13 protein-coding genes and 1 pseudogene are annotated in these 14,301 nt (G+C 45.2%); 6 read left to right on the forward strand and 8 right to left on the reverse strand.

Going from position 1 to position 14,301, the window contains the following annotated elements:
• Positions 1 to 75: 75 nt before the first annotated feature.
• Entirely contained in the window at positions 76 to 1,089 is a 1,014-nt protein-coding gene (locus NST58_RS08300) for a stalk domain-containing protein (protein WP_339247250.1), read from the forward strand.
• A gap of 91 nt (positions 1,090 to 1,180) precedes the next feature.
• Here NST58_RS08300 and NST58_RS08305 read toward each other — a convergent pair whose 3' ends face one another.
• On the reverse strand, positions 1,181 to 2,623 hold the full coding sequence (locus NST58_RS08305; RefSeq protein ID WP_254847740.1) for a DHA2 family efflux MFS transporter permease subunit: 1,443 nt from the start codon (positions 2,621 to 2,623) through the stop codon (positions 1,181 to 1,183).
• Between the two features lie 294 nt (positions 2,624 to 2,917).
• On the opposite strand from NST58_RS08305, the gene NST58_RS08310 reads away from it, so the two are divergent.
• Complete coding sequence (locus NST58_RS08310) at positions 2,918 to 3,499, forward strand: TetR/AcrR family transcriptional regulator C-terminal domain-containing protein (RefSeq protein ID WP_312148694.1); 582 nt, start codon at positions 2,918 to 2,920, stop codon at positions 3,497 to 3,499.
• 98 nt (positions 3,500 to 3,597) lie between these two features.
• Here NST58_RS08310 and NST58_RS08315 read toward each other — a convergent pair whose 3' ends face one another.
• From NST58_RS08315 to NST58_RS08325, 3 genes are read right to left on the reverse strand one after another with little or no spacing between them, the layout of a single operon-like run.
• Positions 3,598 to 4,863 carry an ABC transporter substrate-binding protein gene (locus NST58_RS08315; RefSeq protein WP_076193454.1) on the reverse strand — a complete coding sequence of 422 codons (1,266 nt, stop codon included), beginning with the start codon at positions 4,861 to 4,863 and terminating at the stop codon, positions 3,598 to 3,600.
• A 38-nt stretch (positions 4,864 to 4,901) separates the two neighbouring features.
• Positions 4,902 to 5,741, reverse strand: a complete 840-nt coding sequence (locus tag NST58_RS08320) for a carbohydrate ABC transporter permease (RefSeq protein WP_076141188.1) — start codon at positions 5,739 to 5,741, stop codon at positions 4,902 to 4,904.
• Entirely contained in the window at positions 5,741 to 6,622 is an 882-nt protein-coding gene (locus tag NST58_RS08325; RefSeq protein ID WP_076125253.1) for a sugar ABC transporter permease, read from the reverse strand. Before NST58_RS08325 ends, NST58_RS08320 begins: the two co-directional genes overlap by 1 nt.
• A 125-nt stretch (positions 6,623 to 6,747) precedes the next feature.
• On the opposite strand from NST58_RS08325, the gene NST58_RS08330 reads away from it, so the two are divergent.
• The 3 genes and pseudogenes from NST58_RS08330 to NST58_RS08340 all read left to right on the forward strand — a co-directional run bounded on the left by NST58_RS08330 (position 6,748) and on the right by NST58_RS08340 (position 8,315).
• On the forward strand, positions 6,748 to 7,083 hold the full coding sequence (locus NST58_RS08330) for a hypothetical protein (RefSeq protein ID WP_339247257.1): 336 nt from the start codon (positions 6,748 to 6,750) through the stop codon (positions 7,081 to 7,083).
• 57 nt (positions 7,084 to 7,140) lie between these two features.
• Positions 7,141 to 7,617 (forward strand): annotated as a pseudogene (locus tag NST58_RS08335) (VOC family protein).
• Complete coding sequence (locus NST58_RS08340; protein ID WP_339247259.1) at positions 7,617 to 8,315, forward strand: SDR family oxidoreductase; 699 nt, start codon at positions 7,617 to 7,619, stop codon at positions 8,313 to 8,315. The pseudogene NST58_RS08335 and the gene NST58_RS08340 overlap by 1 nt, the downstream one beginning before the upstream one ends.
• 85 nt (positions 8,316 to 8,400) lie before the next feature.
• Here NST58_RS08340 and NST58_RS08345 read toward each other — a convergent pair whose 3' ends face one another.
• The 4 genes from NST58_RS08345 to NST58_RS08360 all read right to left on the reverse strand — a co-directional run bounded on the left by NST58_RS08345 (position 8,401) and on the right by NST58_RS08360 (position 13,188).
• Positions 8,401 to 9,408, reverse strand: coding sequence for an iron ABC transporter permease (locus NST58_RS08345; protein WP_339247262.1), 1,008 nt, complete (start codon positions 9,406 to 9,408; stop codon positions 8,401 to 8,403).
• Positions 9,405 to 10,412 carry an iron ABC transporter permease gene (locus NST58_RS08350; protein WP_076185325.1) on the reverse strand — a complete coding sequence of 336 codons (1,008 nt, stop codon included), beginning with the start codon at positions 10,410 to 10,412 and terminating at the stop codon, positions 9,405 to 9,407. The genes NST58_RS08345 and NST58_RS08350 overlap by 4 nt, the downstream gene beginning before the upstream one ends.
• A gap of 5 nt (positions 10,413 to 10,417) precedes the next feature.
• Positions 10,418 to 11,365, reverse strand: a complete 948-nt coding sequence (locus tag NST58_RS08355) for an iron-hydroxamate ABC transporter substrate-binding protein (protein WP_076279578.1) — start codon at positions 11,363 to 11,365, stop codon at positions 10,418 to 10,420.
• 170 nt (positions 11,366 to 11,535) lie between these two features.
• Positions 11,536 to 13,188 (reverse strand): AraC family transcriptional regulator, encoded by a 1,653-nt coding sequence (locus tag NST58_RS08360; RefSeq protein ID WP_339247266.1) that lies wholly within the window; start codon positions 13,186 to 13,188, stop codon positions 11,536 to 11,538.
• Between the two features lie 223 nt (positions 13,189 to 13,411).
• On the opposite strand from NST58_RS08360, the gene NST58_RS08365 reads away from it, so the two are divergent.
• Positions 13,412 to 14,245: a metallophosphoesterase gene (locus NST58_RS08365; protein ID WP_076279580.1), complete on the forward strand. Its 834-nt coding sequence runs from the start codon at positions 13,412 to 13,414 to the stop codon at positions 14,243 to 14,245.
• The last annotated feature ends 56 nt before the right edge of the window (positions 14,246 to 14,301 follow it).

Here is a 14,301-nt window from a genome sequence, read left to right on the forward strand (position 1 = left end):
AATATTTACAAAATTCGATATAAAGTGATATAATTTTCGAGATTCATATACATAAACATGAAAGAAGAGTGTAAGATGCTAAAGGTAACAAGCAAAAAAGTCATGTCAATTATTACAGTTAGTTCAATGCTGTTGGTTGTGGGTGCAGTCGCTTACGCAGACACGACATTGAAGAAGATTTCCGCATATCAGAACGCGGCCATCAGCATTGAAGTGGATAATCAGAAAGTGAACCTGTCAAGTAGTGAAGGAACAATGTACCCAATTATCTATGAGGGACATAGCTATGTATCCGCCAAGGCTGTATCTGAAGCACTGGGGGCAACCGTGAAATGGGATAACAGTCGTCAAGCTGTTGTGATCACATCGGCGAACGGCGGAACATCAACATCCGTTGTCCCGGATAAGGACAATACTGTTGCACAAGCTACTGCGAAGCCTGCAACCGTATCTACTCCACCTGCAACTGAGTCCACTCCGCAAGCAACACCAAAGCCTGCTGCATCATCTTCCGCTTCAACTTCCAGTAACAGCGGCGCTTCGTTTGCAGATGCAGTGAAGTTGGGTACTTCTTTTACTTATACGGACCTTGATAACTATTATAGCCCTAAGGGTGATTCAACATCTGCTCAATATACTTTCACTATCAATAAGGTTACGTCGACTACTCTCGGACAATTAAAAGCTCTTGGGTTTGAAGAACATGTCACTGATCCCGATGTAGCTGTAGATTATGTCCTGCTTGATGTAACGCTTAAGGTGAAGAACGCCAGTCTTGTAAAAGGTAGTCAGGGCCAAGGGTGGAAGTTCCTTTCAAGTTTTACACCTACCATTTGGGGAGCAGAAACTTCCAGTGGACAATACTATATTGGTGGCTCTAGTGATTATTTTGAGGGATCTCTCGGAGAAAATATCGAAAAGCTGTTGGCTGATTTTCCTGAAGTCACCCCAAGTAAACCGGGTTCTTTTGAAGCTTCGGGTAAAGTTATTCTGCCAATAATCAAAGGCAAGGAGAACAGCCTTGTTCTTCGTAGAAACGATAGTAAGCTTGAGTCCGACAAAACGTCCATCTATTTCAAACTGAAATAGTTATGCAAGTTAGCAGAAAAAGAGATCAACGATGTTATTCATCGTTGATCTCTTTTTTTATGAGGCTTACACAGTGCTGATAACTTTTATATCAAGCTTCTTTGGCAATGATTTTTTTGAGCTTCACCTTGGGTTCTTGCTCAGGGTCAGGCGCTTGCCCAACACGTTTAATAAAGAAAGATAGCAGCAGACCGAGGATACCAATTCCCACAATCACTAGATAGGAATCATTGATCCCTTGAATGGATGCTTCCATAATCATATGTTCCTGTGTTCCGTTCTGTGTACTGCCAGAGGCCAGCATATCCTTCATATGCGTTGTAGTACGGCTTGTCATTACGGTGACGAGCAGGGAAGTCCCAACGGCGCCAGCTACTTGTCGAATGGTATTCGAAATCGCTGTACCATGCGCACTAAGCTTGGCGGGGAGTTGATTTAGACCCAGAGTTTGTATAGGCATGAGGAGCAAAGCCATACCGATCCGGCGGCCTGTTGACATGTATACCAGATACATGTAGCTGGTTGAGTCTGTTAAATTTACAAAGCTTAGAGTCGTTGCAATTGTAATCAGAAGACCGATAATAGCGAGCCATTTTGCCCCGAACCGGTCGAACAGCTTGCCGGTTACCGGCATCAACAATCCCATTACGAGTGCACCAGGAAGTAGCAACAAGCCGGACTCCATCGCTGTAAAACCGCGGGCATTCTGCAGGTACAAAGGTAGCAGCATCATATCCGCATACATCACGATTGTAACTGCGATACTGATGACAGTTGTTAAGGAGAACATATTGTATTTAAAGGCCCGGAGATCAAGCAGTGGATTTTGGGAAGCCAACTGTCTCCAAGTAAACAAGCCAAGGGAAAGCACACCTGCTGCTAAAGACAATAACACTTCTGCGCTCGACCAACCCGCACTGGCAGCGCGGCTGAAGCCATACAGCAAGGTTCCAAAACCGATGGTAGAAAGAGTTACGCTAACAATGTCCAACTTGGGAAAGATGCGTTCCGATACATTTTTTAAATAAATAAATCCGCATATGATTACAATGACGGTCAAAGGAATCATGCCATAAAACATAATCTCCCAAGAATAATGTTCCAAAATATATCCAGCCAGAGTAGGTCCAATCGCAGGTGCGAAAATAATGGCCAACCCTACCATCCCCATAGCAGCCCCTCTCTTTTCAGGAGGGAACAGGGTCAAGATGACATTCGTGAGCAGTGGCATGATAATCCCGGCACCAGCTGCCTGAATCATACGCCCGGTCAACAGAACAGGGAAGTTTGTCGCGACGGCCGATACGATCGTTCCAGCCAAAAATATAAACATAGAAGCTTGAAAAAGCTCTCGCGTCGTAAATCGTTGCATTAGATAAGCTGTAATCGGAATTAGAACACCATTAACCAGCATATACCCCGTTGTCAGCCACTGAGCTGTAGCCGCTGAGATATTAAAATCATGCATTAACTCCGGAACGGCAACGCTCATTACCGTTTGATTCAGTGTTGCAAGAAAGGCGCCCAAAATCATAATGAATAAGATGGGGCCCTTTTTCACGGAACTGCTTGTTACTTCTCTCTTTGTACTCACTCCACTCCATCCTTTCAACTCGTCGATCATGGACTAAATTTACAGTGTGTTGTATAGTTTACAATGCATGAATTAGATTATAAATGAAATTTTCATGTAATCAAGCAACAATTTGCGAAAAAATGTAAAGTAGTTTACATTCTTTGTGAAAATGTAGTTTTTTCTTTTTAAAAAACAACAATTATCTAAAATATGTAGCTTACAATATGAAAGTAAAAGATTGGAGAGTAGAAGATGAATAACGCAACGCAACGTACAGATCCCCGGGTACTTCGGACACGTCAATTGCTTAGAGATGCTGTAATTGAATTGCTTGAGGAAATGGATATTGAGAAAATATCCGTAAACCGTATTGCAGAGCGGGCTAAAATCAATCGTGTTACTTTTTATCTGCACTATCGGGATCTCCCGGATATGTTAGAAAAGATGGCGGATGAGATGGTGGAGGACATTCTACAAGTGGTGAACAACGATGGCAACCATGATGAATCGGTTGATGAAGAGAATCTGAGAATATTAGAGAGTCTGCTTAAGCATATTGCGGAAAATGCAAAATTCTACAAAGTCATACTCACATCGAAACGAAGCCCGATTTTTACAGATCGCCTGTTTAATTTGATGGCGGAAATCATTTCTGCACACCAGAAGAAAAAGGAGGGGGCCGTTGATCATTCAAAGGTACCGATACAAAAGGACATTGCCGTTTGGTACGGTTCAGCAGCTCTAATTGGCACGGTTATTTCTTGGCTCCGAGATGACATGCCCTATACGCCTGTGTATCTTGCCAGACAAATTAGCATGCTGCGTGCGAACTAGCAACGGGTTCCGACTCATGAACGGAGAGGAATTAAATGAACACGCGCAAACAGCCACGCATCGTTGCGCGGCTGTTTGTCGTATCTAGAGCAGGTAAATCACTGCACACTGAGATTATCCCAGTTGATTTGGAATTCCTTCAACATCCTTTCTTTGGTCAGCTTGCCGCCGAGATACCCTTGAATGCTGCTGGATAATTCCTGTGGCATCCCGTTCGGCAGGCGGGTCCAGTTCCAAGTCAGCGCTTGATCTTTATCGGTATAAGCCAGCACCTCAGCACCTAGTGCTCCAAGATCTTGTTCGGTTCCCTTAATGTTGTCGAGCGCAGGGATGAATTGGAATTCCTTAGTGATATATTTTTTTCCGGTCTCGGAGGTGACGAGCCAATTCAGGAAGACCTTGGCCTCCTCCTTAACGGGAGAGTTTTTATTGATAACCCAATTGCTGGGTACGCCTACATAAAGCTTGTCGTTGTCTTCGGGAGTGTCGTCAATGGGCATGGGCAGGATGCCAAGGTTTAGATTGGGATCGATGCCGTCGATCTGCCCTTGTGTCCAGTTACCCTGCTGCATCATCGCAGCTTCGCCGCTCGCTAGCATAGTGACTTGTGTATTATAGTCGGTTGAGAGCGGGTTCTTATTGCCGTACTCAACAGTAAGGTCAAGTAGATCGATCCACTTGGAGAAAATAGGGTCTCCGGCGAAGGTTTTGGAACCGTCTGTAAGTCCGGCGATGAATGCCTCTGGATCAGGCTGCTGGGCGAAAGGCACGTTTACATTATGATTGCCAAGCACGAACCATTCTTGGTATCCATTCGCAAAAGGTGTGATGCCTGCCGCTTTTAACTTCTCGGAGGCTTCGCGTAGAGCGGTTAGCGTCAATGGCTTCTCAGTGATTCCGGCTTTTTTAAATAGATCCTTATTATAGATAAAGCCGTATCCTTCCAGATTCATCGGCATCCCATACAGCTTGCCATCTATAGTCATTTGTTCTGCTGCGAGTGGCTTTACATCCTTGGCCCAAGCTTCGCCGCTCAGATCCTCCAGATATTCCAGCCACATATCACGTTCATTGTTGCCGCCGATGGTAAAGATATCCGGTTCATCTCCGGAAGAGAATTTGGCACGCAGCGAGGCGCCATAATCGGTCCCGCCACCCACGCTTTGCACCTCAAGCTTAATATCGGGATGTTCTTTCTCGAATTCGGTCTTGAGCGAAGCCAGCGCTTCAGATATTTCAACCTTGAACTGGTAGATGTGTACGGTTTTGACTCCATCTGCATTGTCGCTGCTGCGTCCGCAACCGGCTGTCAGGGCAGCCAGCAGCAGGGAGCATGCGAGGAGAATTCCACGTTTTGTTCTCATATTCATTCATCCTCTCTGGCTGAAAGTCACGTGTATCATTAGCCCTTCACGGAGCCCTGGGCAATGCCTTCAATAATATATTTTTGCATCACTAGGAAAAAGATGACCACCGGCGTAATCCCGAGTACAAGTCCTGGAAGCGCCAAATCCCACTGCTTCGTATATTGTCCGAAAAAGCTATAAGTGGCGATAGGAATGGTGCGAAGCACCGGATCCTGCAGAATAAGCGATGGCATCAAGTAATCATTCCAGATCCACAGGGTGTTCAGTATGATGACGGTGACGATAATCGGCTGCATAAGCGGAAGAACAATCCGGAAAAAGGTACCATAAGGACTGCTGCCATCCACTCTTGAAGCCTCCTCGATATCGAGAGGTACCGATTTGACGAAGCCGTGGAATAGAAAAACAGTCATCGGGGCCCCAAACCCAAGATATGCTAAAATCAAACCGGCGGTTGAATCCATGACGCCCAAACCGCTGACGACCTGTACCAGCGGAATCATAATAGATTGAAATGGAATAACCATGGCGGCTACTAATGCAATATAGAGCACACGGTTATACAAGCTGTTGTTGCGGACCATTTTGTAAGCGCACATAGAGCAGAGGAACGCTAGCAGAACATTACTAATCACCGTGATGATAAAAGAGTTCAGGAAGGCGCGAGGGAAATTGGTAGCTTTCCAAGCTTCCGCGTAGTTGCTCCACTGGAGTGCTGAAGGCAGCGCAGCAGAGTCAGAAAGTATTTCACTATAGCTTTTCACTGAGTTAGCCAGTAAAAAGTAAAAGGGCACTAAAAATAGAAGTCCCAGCAGGATTACAATCACTTCGATGAGAAGCAGGGGGACATTAAATTTCTTGGCGGTAGTCTCCATTACAGCTCCACCTCTCTTTTCTTGGTTGCTCTAACCTGTAGTAGGGAGATCACGGCCACGATGACGAAGAAAACCATCGCTTTAGCCGAGCCCATTCCGAACCTGCTGATGGTATAGGCTTCATTGTAAATATTCAAGGCTACAGATTCGGTAGCTTTAAAGGGTCCACCTTTGGTCAGCGACAGGTTGAGGTCAAACAGCTTAAAGGACCAGGAGATAGATAGAAATAGACAGACAGTTACAGCAGGCATGACCAGTGGAAGAGTGACATGGCGCAAGGCCTGAAAACGTCCGGCTCCATCCACTTTGGACGCTTCAATTAGGCTTTGGGGAACATTGTTGATAGCAGAGATGTAAATCACCATCAGATATCCCGCATTTTGCCAGACAAATACGATAACAATCGCCCAGAATGCTGTCCCTCCGGTGCCTAGCCAGGGAAGATTAAAGAAGGACCAGCCGGTGGCCTGCCCGATAGAGGAGAATCCTCTGACAAAAATAAACTGCCAAATAAACCCGAGCAAAAGTCCGCCAATGACATGCGGTACAAAAAATACAGTTCTCAGGACATTACGTGTGAACAGTTTGCGCGTCAGCACATAAGCGAGTGCGAAGCCAAGCAGATTGGTCAGCACTAGACCGAAGAAAGTGAACTTCGCCGTGAACCAGAATGAATTAAGAAAGGAAGGATCCTTGGTGAAAATATGTAGATAGTTCCGTAGTCCGGTCCACTCGACATGCCGCGAGATTCCGTTCCAGCTGGTAAATGAATAATAGAGTCCCAAAAAGAAAGGAATCAGCACAATAATAAAGAAAAACAAGGAAGTTGGCCCGACAAAAATAAACTGCTGCATCAGGCGTGATCTTTTTCTATGGTCCATCGTTCCTCACCCCTTTTGTTAATTTAAACTTTTCATTCTATAACCGAATTGGTGATTAACCGAAACAAAAAGTAATATTACTAACCGAGTATTCTTAACCAGTTGCGGCATCGGGAGAGGCAAAAATGCCTTTGATAGCGCCGAAAGTGTGCGGTTTGGAGAAAAGAGAGGCAAAAATGCCCTTGATAGCGCCGAAAGTGTGCGATTTGGAGGAAAGAGAGGCAAAAATGCCTTTGATAGCGCCGAAAGTGTGCGATTTGGAGAAAAGAGAGATAAAAATGCCTTTGATAGCGCCGAAAGTGTGCGATTTGGAGAAAAGAGAGGTAAAAATGCCTTTGATAGCGCCGAAAGTGTGCGGTTTGGAGAAAAGAGAGGCAAAAATGCCTTTGATAGCGCGGAAGTCGGCTGAGCTTTCTCTGGATAATTTTCATTGGCCCGGAGCGATTTCTTTTCGGGCTTGACAGCCTTTTCAAAGAATCGGTATGGTGGACTTGTCAGACAAATGGGAGGTAGGGTACATGTCAGGATGGCTGGGGAATCATTTTGTTACGCAGATTGGAATTTTGGTGAATGATGTTGAAAAGGTAAGCACGGCTTATGCGGAGTTTTTTGGACTGGAAAAGCCGGAAATTATCGTTACAGATACAGAAGATCAGGCGCAGACTCGGTATAATGGCGAGGCGACGGTGGCGCGGGGGAAGTTGGCTTTTTTTGATATGGGCTCCCTGCAGCTTGAACTGATTGAGCCAGACCAGCAGCCCAGTACATGGCGTGATTATTTGAATGAACATGGTGAGGGACCTCATCATATTGCTTTTGTGGTTGAAGGAATGAAGGAGAAGATTATGCTGCTCGAAGGCAAAGGGTTCCCACTCCAGTAAAAGGGCGAGTATACCGGGGGGCGTTATGCTTATATGGACACGTTCAAGGAGTTAAAGGTGATTGTGGAGCTGCTGGAGAACGATAAAGATAAAGATAAAGGAGAGGATGTATAGTGAATATTCTAATTACTGGTGCCGGACGTGGACTAGGTTATGAGCTGGCGGCTGAGGCATTGAAGCGGGGGCATGGAGTCATTGCCGGGGTTCGCCGTCCCGATCAGGAACAAACAGCACTATCTCAGCTCGCTGCGACCTACGGGGAGAAGCTGACTGTGGCCCAGCTGGACGTGACGGATGAAGAAGGAATCGCGGCACTTGCTGCAAATCTGCAAGGACAAGGCCGGACGCTTGGTGCCATTATCAATAATGCGGCAGTACTGACTGCAAGGGACACACAGATTGAAGAGCTGGATTTCCAAGATATGCTTACCACGATGGATATTAATCTTTATGGACCGATGCGAGTGGTTAAGCATTTCTTGCCGCTACTCACTGAACCCGAGCTTTCGATCATCAACATATCGTCGGAAGCAGGCAGCATTTCTAATGCTTATTCCGGAGACTATCCTTATTCCATCTCCAAAACGGCACTTAATATGTTCTCACAGCAGCTGCATGTATATTTAAAAGAACGCGGGGTACAAGTACTCGGCGTACATCCCGGCTGGATGCATACGGATATGGGCGGGGCAGAGGCGCCAACGAATCCAACCCAAAGTGCTGAGGGCATCATGGACTTGATCGAGAAGCGGACTATACCGGAAGGTCAATTCATGTTTGTAGACTATACGGGTAAGGATATGAAGATTTAATAATGAGTGTTCTAACTAAAAGAGGTAACTCAATAGCCATTCATGGCTTCTGAGTTACCTCTTTTTGATTTTTCTATATGCTTATTTATTTCTTAATCAATAAATAAGCGAAATAAGGTACGCCGATCAACGCTACCATGATCCCAGCCGGGATGCCATCAGGGGAGACTAGATTGCGGCCAACGGTGTCCGCGATCAGAAGCAACCAGCCACCCAGCAATACTGCGACGGGAATAAACTTCTGATTGCGCGGACCGACCAACGATTTCGCAATATGTGGTGCCATCAATCCGATAAAAGCGATTCCACCTGTTACGGATACCGCGGAGGCGGCAGCTGCGACGGCGACAAGAATCAGGACAATACGTTCGCGCTCCAGATTCAGACCGACACCAATGGCTGATACCTCACTTAGACTGAGCAGATTGAGTCGCAGCGATTTGTACAGGGTAAAGGGAACTAGCAGCAATAACCAAGGCAGTAAAGCCCAGATGAAGGGCCAATCTGTACCCCAAATATTCCCGGCAATCCATTTTGCGATAAAATCAACTTTGGCACGATCTGCGGATGAAATGATTACGATCATAACTCCCGACAGCGCTAGGGAAAATCCAACCCCGACCAAAACTAGCCGAATAGGATCAAGCCCTCTAGTCCGACTATATGAAAAAAGATAAATTAATGCTGCCGTAATTATAGCCCCTATAAAAGCAACCAGCGGCAACGCATAAATGAAGGTTCCAACGCTAACCGGGAAATAGAGAAAAAATACAGCGACAGCTACACCTGCCCCGGAGTTAATCCCAATAATACCGGGGTCTGCTAGATCGTTTCGGGTAACACTTTGCAGAATCGACCCAGATAAGGCCAAGGCCATTCCTGCCAGTAGCGTAATTAGAATACGTGGCAGTCTCACAGAAAATAATACAAAGTCCTCTTTAAAGGTTCCATGACCGAAGAGAACGGGAAGCAGCCTGTCAAAAGACAGGGAAGAGTAGCCAATTCCCATACTGGCAATAGCCGTAAGCAGGATCAGTCCGGTGCATACCCACAGGATAAGACGTTGTTTTCGTACTTGAGCAGAGGAAATCATGAGAGTGTTTGTCCTCCTTTACGAACAACGAACAAAAAGAAAGGCAGTCCTAGCATAGCCACGACAGCAACTATCGGCGTTTCATAAGGGGCATGGATTGTACGTCCAATGGTATCCGCAAGTAGCATGAAGGATGCCCCAGTGAATACTGAAATCGGCAGAATATAGCGGTAGTCGGTGCCGACTATTTTGCGGACAATATGCGGAATCATTAGCCCTACAAAAGCCATGTCCCCAATTAGAGCGACTGATGCGCCAGTCAGCAGAATAATGAGCGTGAACAGAATCCCTTTAACCAAAACAAGGTTTTGTCCTAATCCGATCGCTACCTCGTCACTCAAACTAAGAATAGTCAGCTGGTTAGAAAATATTAATGCCACCACGATCCCGATGAGGATCACAGGTGCAATGGCCTGAAGCTGGCCCCAAGTTGTGCCGATAAGCCCACCGGCAGTCCACATGGATACATCTTTGGATATCTTGAAGGCAATGCTGACACCACTTGCGATAGCATATAGGAATGCAGATACCGCAGCACCAGCGAGTACGATACGGATCGGAGACAAGCCACCTTGGCGCACGGAGCCGAGAATAAGAACCAGAACGGCTCCCAGAGCAGCGCCGAAGAAGCAAGCAATCATGGTGCCAAAATAGTTCAGCCCCGGCATAAATACGAAGGTAAGCGCCAGTGCCATATTAGCTCCTGAAGTTAACCCCAGCAGGCCGGGATCGGCTAACGGATTGCGCGTAACGCCTTGCATAATAGCCCCGGATACGGCAAAGGCGGCGCCGATCAGCATGGCGGCCAGTTCACGCGGCAGCCTGATCTCACGAAGAATGAGGACATTGTCTGCCGTTGAACTTGAAGTGATGGCAAGCCACAGATCATGGAGGGTGGTTTCTTTAGCCCCGAATAACATCGCGATCACGAGGCAAATAACCATTACCAGCACGCTACCAAGCAGCTTATAAAAGAATGGAATGGAAGTTTGCTTCGTAGTCATCTTTATTATTTTCCTAGAAAGCTTTTTTCAAAGAATTCCAGTTGATATTCTAAGCTAAGCGGATCGTTAAAATAGAATGCTTTGGCATCAGCTTCGTAAACATGATTATTTTTGACAGCAGGGATGCTTTTGTAGATTTCTGTATCCTGGAAGGAATTATCTTCATCCGCATTTTTACTAAAAATAACGTAATCGCCTAGATAATCCTTCAGCACTTCTGTTGAGAGGGCCACGTAACCATCTGTTTTGGTGCCTTCCTTTACTGTCTCCGGCATACCGAGCTTGAAGTCCCCATAGAGGAGTTCAGTTCCGCGGCCAAAGTTATACCCGTATACATACAATTGCTTATTGAAGGTTTCAATGACAGAGACAGTTGCATCCTCGCCGATCTTCGCTCTGATTTCCTCACCCGCTTTTTTGGTGCGGGCACTAAAGTCATCTACCCAAGCTTGGGCTTCTTTTTCTTTGTTCACCAATTTGCCGACTTCCAGCTGTTGGGTTAAGTAATCAACTTTATTATAAGTATAAGTAACCGTTGGTGCGATTTGCTTGAATTTATCGATGTTCTTAATATCGGAGAGACCGATAATCAGATCCGGCTGCAGCTCAATGATCTTCTCCAGACTTTCATCACTTACAGCTTCTACATCTTTCAATTGCTCTTCAAAGCGAGGATTGGTTTTGGACATTTCATCTACGCCTACAACAGGTACACCTAGAGCCATAACATTACCTGTTAAAAATCGAGTGAGGACAACGACACGCTGAGGATGTGTCGGAACTTCAACAGGTCCATTTTCCGATTCATAAGTAAAAGTCGCACTTTCTGACTCCGCAGCAGGAGCCGAGGATGGGCTGTTTGTAGGACTAACCTCATTCTTCGCCTGATTTCCCCCACAAGCACTAAGGGTAAGCCCTAAAATAAGTACAAACGGAATAAATATCTTTCTCATTTAAATAATTCTCCCCTTTTAATGACTATGTTTCCGTGAATAATTCCATTATTTAATGAATCCCAGGCTGCGCCATAGATTGATTATGAGAATCATTCGCATTTGTAATCATTATAGGGATCACTTATGTGCCTAACCATGCCTTTTTGTTGGAAAAAAGACTTGGACTATTATTGGCCTTCGAATAATGCAACCGCACGTCCAAGCTGCAAACGAATGGAAACTGGATTATAAGGCACCCATTCATCCAGATTAAGCAGATGGATCTTCTTGTTCTGTACAGCAGAAAGCTGGTTCCAATAAGAGGAGTGGAAGATTTCTTCACTGTGTGCAGTGGAGCCTTTTGCGTCTGGAAATACAGTGACTAACAATCGGTCACCGGCATAAGCCTCCAGCTCAGAGACGTCAATCACAAGGGAATGAAACTGGTCGCCGAGTTTATTTATTTGATCCTCAATCAAGGCAGGAGCCTTGAGACCTAGCGATTGATAGATCACATACCCAACATTTCTTGCCCCGTATACGAATAGTCCATCTGGTTTAATGACCAGAAGGGTTACAATCTCGTTAGCCACCGCGCTTTGCTGCACCACGGCCCGAGCTTCCAGCTCCTCTTGTTCAAAATCGTCCAGCCACTGCTCAGCACGTTCGCTACGGTGAATGGCACGGCCGATCAAGCGCAAGTGGTCTTTCCATCCTAGTTCCTGCCAAGAGATTTCAACAATAGGAGCGACCGCCCGCAGCTGCTCAGCGTTCAAGCCGAATTCTTCCAGATGTTGTGTGGCTGCAATAAGCAATTCAATGTTTGCTTCCAGTAATAACGCTTTTATCTGCTCAGCCGAGCTGTTCGTATGGATGAATTTCATAGACTGTGGTGGTTCCTGGTCAGAAAGATTTAAATACTCGCTGCTCTCTGAAATGGTAACTGCAGGTTCCAGGCCAAGCAGCAGCAAATGACTGGCATAGGGAGTGAGCATCACCGCTACACGTTGGAAAGGGATAAGATTATAGCCTGAAGGAGATGCGCCGGTCTGCTGCTTAAAGCGCCGACTAAGATAGAACTCATCCTTGTAGCCCACCTTTAAAGCAATTTCTCTTAGTGTGCTTGAACTATTAAGCAGTAGTTCCTTCGCTCTGTGAACTCTTAACCTGGACAGATATTCATTAGGGGTAAAGCCCGTAAATTGTTTAAATAGCGTTGAATAATGTGAACCGCTCACACCCGCAATTGCAGCTAATTGCTCACGTGATATTTTTTCACTGAAGTGATTCTCTAAGTATGTGATACTGCGTTCCATTGAGGGCTGCTCACTCACTTCAAATCTTGTTTCCTGCTGCTCCAGCAATTGAAGAAGGATCTGATGGAACAGGATCTGGTTCTGCACATGACGTATTTCACGATCTGGCAACCGGTGAAGATACAATTCCTTCATATTAGATACAATGGCTGGTTCATGAGGAAACAACAGCATATTTGAATTGGATGTCAGTTGGCTTGTCCGCGTCATAGCACTGGAGGGCAGTGCTCGTGTCTGTTCTTGAATCCGGATTGAAAGCTTATAAGCATGTAGCGGCTGCTGGCGATTTGTAATTAGAGAGGCGTAAGTATTCTCGGGGAGAAGGACGACAATGCCTTCCATTAGCTCATAAGTCTGATGATTGACCTCAAGCATACCCTTACCAGCAGCAATAGCTAGTAGGACGGTTGAATGCTCATGAATCTGAAGTCTTGGCAGATTTGAGGTTCCATACATCGACTGAATACTATCAGCGGTATATAAAGGGAAATGGGACTCCGCCCATTCTGGGACTACGTTATTCAAATCTTAAGCCTCCGTTACCTATAATTCTATGAATGGTATTATATTCTTCACTTCTATGGGACTAATTATAACATCTCTCGTTTGGGACAAGCCGCATAAATGACCACAAAGTAGAAGAGAAACTAATCTCCTAGATGAATCCATTGGTCCAAGAGTCCCTAAGGTCAAGCGAATATAAATACTACTATGATCCTTCATCCATTTTAAAAGAGGTGAATCTAAGATGAAAAGACAGGTGAAACCTAGTAGGAAAAGAAGACCTGCCTCCAGACTGCAGCCTAAACGTAGTTTAATTCTTAAAGCAAAAGCGCAAATCATTAACTTTGCGGTTATTGGTGATAGTCATGTGGGGTATGGAAACAGCTCAAGCATTTTTAGTAATCTTTTGCCTAAAGCTGTGAATAACGGGAATAAGAGATTTGTTATTTTTGGAGGAGATAATACGCAAGCGGGAGCTAATCATGGAAATAATGCGAATGCTTACTACAAGGACTTCAAGGATACGGTAACAAGCACGCTTGGGAGTATTCCTTATAAAGCATCTATAGGAAATTGGGAGGCAAGCACACAGTCCTTATTCACACAATATTTAGGTGCTGTTGAAGGTCAAATGAATTTTCCGGGTACGCAGGGGAAGGTCAAGTATGTATGGCTTAATTGTGCGCTTGGACGGTTTACTCCGGGTAGTATAAATTTGTTGAGAAATTTAGATGATAGTTTTTATTATATTATAGATTTTCATTGGCCCCTCAAAGTAAGTGGGATTACGGTGGACCCAACCCATGTATTAAGCGCATCGGAGACGAATAAGTTTTTTTCATCCATTCCTACAAAAGTGAGAGATAAGGTGTTAGCTATTTTTACGCATCATGGACATCTGTTTTACCGAAAGCTTAGTAATATATATCCCGGTTACAACAAAACTAAATTTTTCGTATGCGGATGTTCTGGGGAATATAAATGTAAAACAAATGGTGATCGGGGTTATTACAATGCCACATTATCCATCAACGGGACAACAATTAATGTAGATGCTTTTAAGGTAGCGGTAACTTAGCAAAAACTAAGCTGAAGCTGATTTTCGGGAAAAACCGGGTTCAGCTTTAGTTTTTT

The sequence above is a fragment of the Paenibacillus sp. FSL R10-2796 genome (genome assembly GCF_037965315.1).
GTDB lineage: Bacteria > Bacillota > Bacilli > Paenibacillales > Paenibacillaceae > Paenibacillus_AQ > Paenibacillus_AQ odorifer.